This window comes from Roseovarius sp. 217, assembly GCF_000152845.1.
In the GTDB taxonomy this organism is placed as follows: Bacteria; Pseudomonadota; Alphaproteobacteria; order Rhodobacterales; family Rhodobacteraceae; genus Roseovarius.
Genome location: NZ_CH902584.1, coordinates 597,051 through 608,513, shown reverse-complemented (window position 1 = coordinate 608,513; position 11,463 = coordinate 597,051). Strand labels below are relative to the sequence as shown.

Genomic DNA, 11,463 nt, shown 5'->3' with positions numbered 1-11,463 from the left:
CCCGAGGATGACCTCCTTCTGAAACGGACCCACCCCATGACCCATATCCTCGCCATCGACCAGGGCACCACGTCAAGCCGCGCGATCCTGTTCGATGCGCAGATGCGGATCACGGCCACGGCCCAAGAGGAATTCGCCCAGCATTTCCCGCAATCGGGCTGGGTCGAGCATGACGCGAATGACCTGTGGTCGACCACGGCGGGCACCTGCCGCGCGGTGATCGAAAAAGCCGGGCTGACCGGCGCGGATATCGCCGCCATCGGCATCACCAATCAACGCGAAACAACCGTGGTCTGGGACCGCCACACCGGGCAGGCCATCCACCGCGCTATTGTCTGGCAGGACCGGCGCACGGCGGAGTATTGCGCCGAGTTGCGCGCCGCAGGGCACGAGCCGATGGTGGCCGCGCGCACCGGTCTTTTGCTCGATCCCTATTTTTCCGGCACGAAACTGCGCTGGATTCTCGATCATGTCGCGGGTGCGCGCGACCGCGCCCAAGCGGGCGATCTGCTCTTTGGCACCGTCGACAGCTATCTTATCTGGAAGCTCACGGGCGGCCGCGTGCATGCCACCGACGCGACCAATGCGGCACGCACCCTGCTCTATGATATCCGCAAGGGTCGGTGGAGCGCCACGATCTGCGACCTCTTGGGCATCCCGATGCAGATGTTGCCAGAGGTGCGCGACAGCGCCGATGACTATGGCCACACCCGCGCGGATCTCTTTGGCCGCGAAATCCCCATTCGCGGTGTTGCGGGCGATCAGCAGGCGGCCACCGTCGGGCAGGCGTGCTTTAAACCGGGGATGCTCAAATCCACCTATGGCACCGGCTGTTTTGCCCTGCTGAACACCGGCGACACGCCGGTTGTCTCGCAAAACCGGCTGCTCACGACCATTGCCTACCAACTGGATGGCAAACCCACCTATGCGCTCGAAGGCTCGATCTTTGTTGCAGGGGCCGTGGTGCAATGGCTGCGTGACGGTCTCAAGATGATCCGCCACGCGAGCGAAACACAACCTCTCGCTGAACAGGCTGATCCCAATCAGACCGTCGTTCTGGTGCCCGCCTTTACCGGGCTGGGCGCGCCCTACTGGCGGCCCGATTGCCGGGGTGCGATCTTTGGTCTGACGCGCAGCACCGGCCCCGCCGAGCTTGCCCGCGCGGCCCTTGAGAGCGTTGGCTTTCAGACCCGCGATCTGCTTCAGGCCATGCGCGACGATTGGGCGGGGCAGGGAGCGGATGCGGTGCTCCGGGTCGATGGTGGCATGAGTGCGTCGGATTGGGCGATGCAGTTTCTTTCAGACATTATCGACGCGCCGGTGGACCGCCCAGAGGTGCTGGAAACCACGGCCCTTGGCGCGGCTTGGCTGGCGGGTATGCACATCGGTCTTTACCCTGATCAGGCGGAGTTCGCAGCGACCTGGGCCTTGGAGCGGCAGTTCCTGCCGACGATGTCAGCGGATCTGCGCGAGACAAAAGTCGCAGGCTGGGCACGGGCAATAGAGGCCACGCTCTCTTTTTAGATGTGCGCGGGACAAGTTCGGGTTACACAACTTCACGAGAGATTTTACTCTCGTGAAACCGTCATGTGTTGTTAACCGATCGGCGACATACTAGATTTGTCCAAGATCTGAGTGGTTCCCTCTCGCCATAGGAGTCAAAATGACCAGCCCGGTCAGCGTCATTGTCCCAGCTCGAAACGAGGCGCAAACCATTGCGCGCGTCGTGTCTGTGTTGGCTGGCATGCCGGATGTGGGTGAGGTTGTGGTGATCGACAACGGCTCGACCGATGCAACCGCCGAGGTGGCCCGGACATCCGGCGCAACCGTGATTTCCGAGCCGCGCACAGGAATGGGTCACGCGGTTCGTGCCGGTGTCGCCGCCGCGCGCCATGATTGGGTCATGAAGGTCGACGCGGACCTGGATAAATTCGATACTGATCTGTTCGCCCGCATGCCTGCCGCACGCGCGCCCGGCGTGGGATTGGTCAAAGGCGTCTGGCACGACCCTGCCGATAACATGCCCATGACCCGCCTTCTGGTGATGCCCGCCCTGCGGCAGATGTTTCCGGGTCTCTCGCGCCTGCGTGCTCCCAATTCGGGGATCTATGCCTTTGACCGATCACGCATCGCGCATCAGAATCTGATCGGGAACTACGCCGCTGATATCGACGTGATGCTGCGGGTGCACGCGGCGGGATATGACGTGGCCGAGGTGGATATTGGCCGCATCGTCCACGATACCCGCGATGTCGTCCATTACAACGGCATGGCCGAAGAGATATTCGCCTTTTTTCTCAGCCGGCAAAGCAGGCTCCTCACGCGTGAAATGGTCGTTTTGGCGCAGAACGGCGGGCAGGTGATCCACCATGCGCTCGCCGCCATGGTGCACCGGCTGTCGGCCGGGGTGCGCACCACGATCTACCTTGAGGATATCACGAGCGCGGATTCCCGGCTGCTCCAGGACTCGCTTTCTGCTTATCCCACGGTCTCCGTCTGCCCGCTTGAGACAGCTTGCGATTTTACACCCCATGCCAATGCGACAGGGCTTTGCATGCTGGCCCCCTATCCGCGCGCTGGCGGCGGCAACGCGCTGGCTGAGGCGGTCAGCCTTTATGAGGCGGCGCTCGAATATCTTCCGGGTGATTTGTGGTTGATGCCGGTTCACGAGTCCGGGCGCATGATCACCGGCTTTCAGCCTGACATGGTGCCAGACGTCAGCGACGGCTTGGCCCACAAGCATGAGGCGCTCGAGCTTCTGACCGGTGCGTCCCTCGCGCTGCCCAACCCGTCGCGTGAATTCTTCCAGAGCTACGCGTCACTGCCGGATGCCTTGCGCCCGACAATCGGGCCGATCATCCCTCAGCGGCACCCGTCGGTCGGCAATTTCTAAGACAGACGTTGTCCCGCCCTGACCGAATGTCAACCCGCCCCAAGACACCGAGGGGCGGTTCTTTTTGGGCAATGGACTCAGGCCCCTTTGAAATTAACCTCGCCCTCATGTTCCAGCGCGCGATCCTGCGCCTCTTGGCGCATCACGCCGTCCTCCCGGTGACGGCGACGCAGACGGCCATATTGCCCGATCCCGACGGCGGCCAGAATAATCGCTCCGCCGGGGATCAGGCCCGGACCCGGGTCTTCTCCCAACATCAGCATGGCAATCAGGATCGCCGCCAGCGGTGAAAAGGACGTGGCCAGCGATACATCGCCCGAGCGCGCATATTTCAGTCCGAGCGCCCAGGCGAATTGCCCCCCGATCACCACGATCACCGCATAGATCCAGACCCATTGCCAGACGACCGGGTGAAACACATCCTCGAAATGGTCGGGGCCAAACAGATAGAGGGCAAGGAAGAAATAGAACGTCGTGCCCACCGCCGTGCGATAAATCGCGAAAATCCCCATCGGAATGCCGCGCAGGCCCGTGCGTGCGATCAATGTCGAGGCGATATAGGACAGCGTGGCCAAGAGCGCGCCAATCTCACCCTTGCCCAGCATGAACGCCGTGCCCTGATTGTTCATCAGGATCATCACCACCGCTCCGGCGAGCGCCACCAGCCCTGCAACAAAGGACCACGGCTCGAACTCTTCCCGCAGGATAAGCCAGGCCGCGAGTAGAAACAGTGGCGGTTCGATCCTGCCCATCAGCACCACATTGGTCACCGTGGTATGCTCCAGCGCGTAAAAGAACAGCCCCGGCGTCAGCGCCGAGGAGAAGAACGCCGAGAGGGTCAGGATGACCCAATGTTTGCGTCCCAAGGCGCGCAGGTTGTCCCATGTCCAATCCCGCCAGAACATCAGGAGCATCGGCACCATAGACATCAGCGATCCGACAAACAGCAGGTTGCAATAGGTGATGACATTTCGCCCCATCACCCGGTTCTGCGCACCAATGTCTGCCAGAAGCGACACCAGAGAGTTTGACGAGGCATAGATCAGCACCGCCACCCAGGCGAGCGTCGCCCCGAGCATCACTTTTGAGGCGTCGGGAATGGTCTGCGTGCTGACATGGCTCATGGGGAATTCCTAAACCAACGACTGGTGTTGAGAGTAAATTGCGCCCGATATGCGCGTCTTGCAACCAACGCTTGTGCACGCTCGGTCACGATCCCTGGAGTGCCGCGAAACATTGTTTCAATCGCGCGTTTTGCGTCACGCTTGCGTGGGAACCTTTTAAATTTTGTGTGATTTTGATTGTAATGGGTGGTCCGCAAGGCAAAGTTGCGCGCAACGCGGGCCGCAGCCTGACCCCAGACGATAGAGTGATCCACCCATGACCGCCCCTTCCGACACGTCCGGACCCGGTTTCGTCACCATCTTTGACGAGACCTACGATCAAGCCGATTGCCGCGCCTATTTCCGCATGATGGACCGGCTTGGCTATCGCAACCAGCATCATGCCGTCGCGGCCTTTCGGGCGGGGCTGGCCGAGGTGATGCGGTTGCGCGGCCTTGGGCAGGCCAGAGTCGTTGATTTTGCCAGCAGTTATGGAATCGTCACGGCGCTCATGGCGCATGAGCTGAGCCTCGCAGAGGTCTTTGCCCGCTACCGCCAGCCCGAGTTCGAGACCGCAACCCCCGCCGAGGTTATTGCCTGGGATCGTGACTGGCTGGCGGCGCTGCGGCGCCCCGGTCCGCCACTCCATGTCACCGGCATAGACGTCATGCCGAATGCGGTCGCCTACGGGCGCGCTGTCGGTCTCTTTCAGACCGGATGTGTCGAGGATCTGGAGCGTGATGACCCCTCGGACGTGCTTGCGGCAGAGTTGGAGCGCTGCGATATGATCGTTGAATGTGGGTCCGTGGCGCAGCTCATGCCGCGCGCGTTGGACCGGATGCTGGCTGCCTGTGGCCCGGTCAAGCCTTGGGTGATGACCTCGCCCATTCGGGGCAATGAACGCCCTGAAGCGACAGAGGTCATGCATGCCCACGGTCTTGTGGTCCAGAGCCTGCCGATCCCCCCCTTCGTCCATCGCCGCTTTGAGGGGCCAGCAGAACAGGCCCGCGCCATCGCCAATGCGCAGGCCGTCGGACATGACACAGAGGGGGTCGAGACAACGGGGCACTTCCATGCCCAAATCCTCCTTGCGCGCCCTGCGTCGGAGTGTACTGACCCTGCAACCTGGTCGATGCCTTTGACTGTGGCGCCCATGTACGAGGATGACCGCGCATAAACCGTTGTCGCGTCTTGTCGCTGCGGCTATCATTGCGCTGTTGAACCATAGGTTTTTCATGATCCGCCCCAAACTTTGTCAGGATGGAATTGCCATGTCCCGCTGCGCTGCCCCTGTCACGACCTGTGCACGCATTCTGTATCATCAGGGCTGATCAGATGCGTGGGCTGGGACTTCTCACAGTGATGGCGTCCATTGCATGTGGCTTTGGCGCGGGGCAGATCGGCCTGACCCTGTTGGGGCAGGGGGCCGAGCGCCCCGAACCTGTTCAGATCACCGCTGCTCTCGCGGCGGTCGAAAATGCGTCAGAGGCTCCTCTGCCCGAGGACTGGCCGACGGTCTTTGATCCCTATGTGCCTGACCCGCCCAAAGCCGCAGCCATGACCAAGAAGCTCGAGACGTATCGGCTGGTCGGGCTGGTTGCGGGCGGAGAGGATGGCTGGGCCATTCTCACGGCCTCTGATGGCGACCGCCTGATCCGGAGCGGTGACCGGCTTATCGGTGGCGAAACGGTGCTCGAGATCGCCTCTGACGGTGTCTGGATCGAGCGCGAGACAGAGCGTGTTCTGGTTGCCTTTGAGGAAACACCTGACGAAATGATGGCCCGCATCATGAGCAATGGCTCGGTTCAGGCCGATGAGGCCGAGATCCCGGCCAGCACCTTTGCCGGAAGTGATATGCACCGCATTCTTGGTCGGGCGGGCAGTGTGCGGATGGTGTCGGCCAATGGTGCAACCGGAGAGATATTTCCGGAAATCCTCTGGGTGCGCGAAGGGCAGGTTTATGACCTGATCGGGTTGCGCCGCGGCGATCTGGTTTTGCGGGTGAACGGCTATTCTGTTTCCGATCCGGAAACACTCGCCAACGCAGGACAGATCCTTACAGAGAGCGATGAATTCGCCGTCGAGATCATGCGCGGGGGGCAGCGCCGGACCATTTCCGTACGCATTACGGGGCGTGGCTGAGCAGTTTCTTTTCGACCAGCTCTTTAATTCTTAAGATGACTATATATCTAACCTTTAACTGGCTATTTGTTTCAGTTTTGACCGCGGATACAAAATAAAATATCCTTTATAAATCAATATATTAACGAATATGGCTTCGATATTTGGTCTCGCGAAGTAACATTACGATATCCTCACGAAAATGTTATCATTGTTCCATGCAAACATTCGTGTTGAAGTGGCCTTGTCAGGCGCGTCATTTTGGCGCTCTTGACGTACCTACCAATGTAAATGTTGCGCGTCTTTGTGCGCATATCAGGGAGCAATTGCTCTAAGCTATTAAACCAAAATCTGCGGATCACTGATCCGCGCGGGCCAAACATTACTCACCCTTCCGGCCTGTCATCCCTAGCTGATCGAGTTCGCTCGAAACTGACATACGGCAACCGCACCGGTTGTTCTGCCTATGGGGCTATTCGCCCTCCTTTCTCGCGGCATGCATGGCGCGGGGCTTATCGCGTCATGTCTGGAGCGTGACGTCAGTAATTTTCGCAAGCTTTTTCTGCTGGAGGACAAAGCATGAAACGAAGAGACGCACTAAAGCTCGGCCTAGGGGCTGCGGGCGCCACAGCGGTGGCATCGCAGGTCGGAGCGGTCGAGATTGAACAGTGGCCAGATAGTGCCGCGGACGGGCTGCCTCAAACAGGTCTCGTATTCCCGGACACGTTCGAGCCAAGCATCACCGTACAATCGAGCCCGGCGGTGGAGCCTTTTACGGCCCCGCTGAACATCATGCCGGTGGCACAGCCAATCAATCCCAACACCTACGATCCGCCGATCGAGCCCGAGCGCCATCAGCGCTTTGATGATTTCCCGCCGCAGAAGCATTACGAAGAAGTGATGACTGAATTCCGGTGGAAATACCACTGGCAGCCCCCGTATGGCGATGGCACACCCGATGTTGTGGGCCGCGCTGGCGATCCCGATGTTGGGTCTTGGCACTGGGGCTTTAACGGCATCACGCCCGGCGAAACCTATCATGCCAATTACGGCGAGCCGGTCTTCCTGCGCCGCAACAACCTGCTGCCCACCGTGGGTGCTGGCAATGTGACATTCGCGCTTCCGTCGCCGACCATCCACCTGCACAACGGCCATACCGCCTCTGAATCGGACGGTATCCCGCAGGACTTCTTCAATCCCGGCGAATTCTGGGATCACCATTACGCCAACATCCCGGCTGGTTCGCCGTTCGACTGGAATTTCGACAACCCCGAGATCATGAATACCCTGTGGTATCACGATCACCGGCTCGATTTTACCGCGACCAACGTCTACGCGGGCTTCTCGGGCTTCTACCTGATCTTTGATGAGCGGGATTCCAACAACGAACGGGACAAAAACCCCAATGCGTTCCGCCTGCCTTCCGGCGATTATGACATTCCGCTGATCCTTCACGATGTCATGTTCCAACCAAACGGTCAGGTGATCTGGGACTTCTTCACGCCCGATGGCGCGTCCCCGCATCCCGAAGCGCGCCCCGAGCCGGTCGAGGTCGGCAACTCGCAAGGCACGCCGGATACGTTCGACTCCAACCGCCTGCAATACACCACGCAGGGCATGACGGGCGACAAGATCACGGTCAACCGGATCATCCAACCCTATCTTGATGTGAAGCGCCGGAAATATCGCTTCCGTTTCCTCAACGGTGGCCCGTCGCGTCTCTATCGTCTGGTGCTCAAGGTTGTCCCCAAGGCTGGCCGTGGCGAGCCCTATTTCGACGACTTCATCATCCTGTCCAACGACGGCAACCTGCTTGAGGCGCCGCTGGTCGAACCCAAGATCGACCTCTGGATCGCCAACCGCTTTGACGTCATCATCGACTTCTCAAAGTACAAGGATGGCGACAAGGTTCAGGTCTGGAACGATCTGGAAATCCGTGGCGATGGTGCAGGTCCGACCGGCTACACGCTGGAAGGCGAGAACATGATGCCCGTTCTGGAATTCCGGTGCGCAGGTCGCAAGAAGCCCGATCCGTCGCGCGTTCCTGCCACCATGCGCAAACTTCCGGAAATCCGCATGTCCGAAGTCCGTCGCAAGCGTTTGTTCGTGTTCGACTACGACAACGGCCTGTGGACGGTGAACGGCCGCCTGATGGATCCCAACCGCGTGGACGTCAAGATCGAGCAGGGTTCTGCCGAGATCTGGACCTTCCGCAACGAGGGCAACGCATGGGCGCACCCTGTTCATACCCACTTCGAAGAGTTCCAGATTCTTGAGGTCAACGGTCGTCCGCCAAGTGCGGTAGAGCGGGCCCGCAAGGACGTGGTCTCACTCGGGCCGGGTGACGAGGTAACCTTCTTCAGCCGCTGGCGCGACTTCTTTGGCAAGCACGTGATGCACTGCCACAACGTCGTTCACGAAGACCACGCAATGATGATCCGTTGGGATATCGTTGAGCCGGGTCAAGGCGACTAAGCGGAAATCCTTCTAGGAATTCTCTGAAAAAAGAGAGGAAAAGACATGACAAACAGACGTCAATTCATGGCCGGTCTTCCGGTCGCGGCGGCTGCTGGGATTACCGCCGGGTTCTACACCACGCCGGGAAACTCCAAGGAGCGCGCTGATGAGGCCCGCAAAGCTGCAATCTCCAAGCTGCGCGAAGCCAAAGCAACCCTGCATCCCAACGAGATGCCGGTTCTCTGTAATCCCATCAACAGCGGTGGGGTCATCAACTCTGCGGTGAACGACTCGTTCCCCAATGTGATGATGGTCAACCAAGACGGCCTTGGGATGTCCTTTTACGAGGGCTTCATCGAAAACAAGGTCGTCATGATGCACTTCATGAGCCTCAAGGATGAAGAGCATTTCCCGATCACCCGTCGCATGGCCGATGTGGTGGCAGAATTGGGCGACAAGGTCGGGCGCGATGTTTTCGTGTACTCGATCAGCCGCGATCCCGAGCATGACACACCTGCACGCATGCAGGCCTATGCCCAGGAACTCGGTGCGCCCAAGGGCTGGCATTTCCTCACGGGTACGCCGCAGCATTGCGCCGATCTCGCCTTCCGGATGTATCGCATGAGTCACTCGACCTTGCCCGGCACGCGCAAGGTGGATGTGGTGTTCTACGGCAATGGCAGCGCCGGACTCTGGGGATCGTTCCCCTGGGACATCCGGGCCGACGATGCCGCCAGCCGTGTCGCTTGGGTCATGCCGCAGCCGACGCCGCAAGTCGGCGAAAAGCTGCGCCGGGCCGGTCCGCGTGTGTTCGATATGAAAGACACGCGCAACCACAACCGCGAAGTCTGATCCCGGGCCCCGGGCAACCGGGGCGCCAGAACAGTATTTTGAATCGGAGACAATGAAAATGTTTCGTAAATCCATAAGACTGGCTGCGGTGATGGCATTGCCCGCCTCGGTCATGGTTGGGGGGGCGCCCGCTTGGGCCCAGACACCCTTCGACCTCAACATGTTCTGCAACGTATCGGGACATGCCAACGGCGGCCAGCAACGGCGTGTTCCGTTCGAGACCAGAACGACTGTAGGGAACGCCACCACCTTGCTTACAGCGGATGGCGACGCGGTCTTCCCGGAGGGCGACAGCTTTGGGACCAACCCGCCCAACATGCTGCCGACCATCTACGAGAACGCCAAGACGTGTCGGGGAAACGAGATCCCCAACACCCTGCCCTCGACACCGGAGAATCCCTACAACCTGCATGACGATCCCGTCATTCGGGAACTCGACAAAACCTCACCGACCGATGACCTTGACTGGATCATGGATCGGATCGAGGCCATGTCGGAACCGCAACAGATTTGCCGCAACTTCCGCGGCACAGAGCATTGCTACAGCTATCCTCGCCGGGTAAATCCGGGCGAAATGCGTACTCTGGCGCGGCGGGCCGTCGATATCATTGAGGGCAACGAGCTTCAGGGTCGTTTCAGCGAGCGTGAATACGAAGGTTTCCCGCTCCTGCACTATCTCGGCGGGCTCAAGACCAAAGTCGTCGATCCCGAGACCAAGTCGGTAACGGTCAATCAGCTTTGGTATGACACCCATATCGAGTCGGATGCCGCCTATATCGATCCGATTGCGGTGACAGACGAGGAGTGGACCATCAAATATGTGGTCAAGATCCTCAACCGCGGTCACGAAGACTTTGCGCCCTATGCCATGTTCTTTGACGATTGGACCGAGTTGAATCTAACCGATCTGGGCGGGCCGGATTTGACCGCTGGCGGCACCGCGTTTCCGCGCGTTCCCAATATCGGCATGGACCAGACCTTCTTCCCGATGCAGGAAGGGCTTGAATACACCCTCAACATGAAGATGCCCCCGGCACGCTTCTGGAACCTCAGCTACCATTGGGGCTGGCGTCAGCACCCGCCTCGGGTTCAGGTGACGGAAAACATGCGGGTTCCGCTGCGCAATGGCGCGCTGCGTAACACGGCAGAAAGTGGTGTGTTTGGTGAGAATCCGCGCGCCAGCGAAGAGGCCAAACTTGCCGCGATCGGCATGATCGGTGACACCGCCCCGGCCAAGCGCATGTGGCAGATGTTCCGTGAAATGGGTGGCATGACGATCAACAGCACCAACAAGCACTTTGGCGGAGGTCTCAACGGGTCGATCATTCAGGCGCAGATGCACCTGATACGTCAGGCCTTTGACGACTGGAGAAACCGTGGCAGACTTCCCACCGGCTATGAAATGGACCCGGATGCCGACGTTACGGTTCTGTTCCTCAACAACACCATTTATGGCCAGCTCAAGGGTCATAATGGCGATGCCAATGTCATCATGGATGATGGCGTCTGGGACAAGCGTGGCGACAAGGTCAACATTCAACTCCTGAATGGCGACTATTACGTCCACGCCTATGTTCTGGTCGACTTCGGTGGTTTGCGTGGCTGGGAAAATACCTTCCACAACACACTGCCGAGTGGGGGCGCAGGTCCGCTCTTTACCTTCGGCCGCAACTACTTCTGGATCCACGTCGCAGGCGGTGGTCCGATCCCCGTGCCGCCAGCAGCCCGTCCGGAGGGTGCGCCCAACTCGCCGATCAACGATCAGTCATGGCAGGTCGCCAATGGCAACGGTGTTGTCCCGAGCAATTTCGAATTCGCTTGGGGTGGCATGCAGCAAGAGATGAACGACTACGTGAACGTCGATGGTATCGGTGAACACCACCTCGAAGTGGAGTTCAGCTACGAGCCGTCTCGCCGGTTGCGCATGTATCAGTTCGATGCGCTGCACCACGATACTGCCGTGTGGTCTGTCCACTAAGCGGTTGATTTTAAATAAGGGTCCAGCGGCGTCCAAGCCGCTGGACCCACATTTGACCT

8 protein-coding genes are annotated in these 11,463 nt (G+C 59.6%); 7 read left to right on the top strand and 1 reads right to left on the bottom strand.

Annotation, left to right across the window (positions count from 1 at the left end; translation table 11 throughout):
• Positions 1–1,524, top strand: a 1,524-nt coding sequence (gene glpK / locus ROS217_RS02845) for a glycerol kinase GlpK (protein WP_009816144.1), incomplete at its 5' end; no start/stop codon positions are given.
• A 139-nt stretch (positions 1,525–1,663) separates the two neighbouring features.
• Positions 1,664–2,893, top strand: coding sequence for a glycosyltransferase (locus tag ROS217_RS02840; protein ID WP_009816143.1), 1,230 nt, complete (start codon positions 1,664–1,666; stop codon positions 2,891–2,893).
• Positions 2,894–2,970: 77 nt separating this feature from the next.
• Here ROS217_RS02840 and ROS217_RS02835 read toward each other — a convergent pair whose 3' ends face one another.
• Positions 2,971–4,017: a DMT family transporter gene (locus ROS217_RS02835; protein ID WP_009816142.1), complete on the bottom strand. Its 1,047-nt coding sequence runs from the start codon at positions 4,015–4,017 to the stop codon at positions 2,971–2,973.
• Between the two features lie 256 nt (positions 4,018–4,273).
• Between ROS217_RS02835 and ROS217_RS02830 the strand changes: the two genes are divergently transcribed.
• The 5 genes from ROS217_RS02830 (at position 4,274) to ROS217_RS02810 (ending at position 11,404) form a co-directional block, all read left to right on the top strand.
• A complete protein-coding gene (locus ROS217_RS02830; RefSeq protein ID WP_009816141.1) occupies positions 4,274–5,173 on the top strand; it encodes a hypothetical protein in 900 nt (299 codons plus the stop codon).
• Positions 5,174–5,358: 185 nt separating this feature from the next.
• A complete protein-coding gene (locus tag ROS217_RS02825; RefSeq protein WP_157046524.1) occupies positions 5,359–6,138 on the top strand; it encodes a hypothetical protein in 780 nt (259 codons plus the stop codon).
• Between the two features lie 612 nt (positions 6,139–6,750).
• Positions 6,751–8,592: a multicopper oxidase domain-containing protein gene (locus ROS217_RS02820; RefSeq protein WP_198134857.1), complete on the top strand. Its 1,842-nt coding sequence runs from the start codon at positions 6,751–6,753 to the stop codon at positions 8,590–8,592.
• A 45-nt stretch (positions 8,593–8,637) separates the two neighbouring features.
• Complete coding sequence (locus ROS217_RS23090; RefSeq protein WP_157046523.1) at positions 8,638–9,426, top strand: SCO family protein; 789 nt, start codon at positions 8,638–8,640, stop codon at positions 9,424–9,426.
• Positions 9,427–9,484: 58 nt separating this feature from the next.
• A complete protein-coding gene (locus ROS217_RS02810) occupies positions 9,485–11,404 on the top strand; it encodes a hypothetical protein (RefSeq protein ID WP_157046522.1) in 1,920 nt (639 codons plus the stop codon).
• Positions 11,405–11,463: the final 59 nt, after the last annotated feature.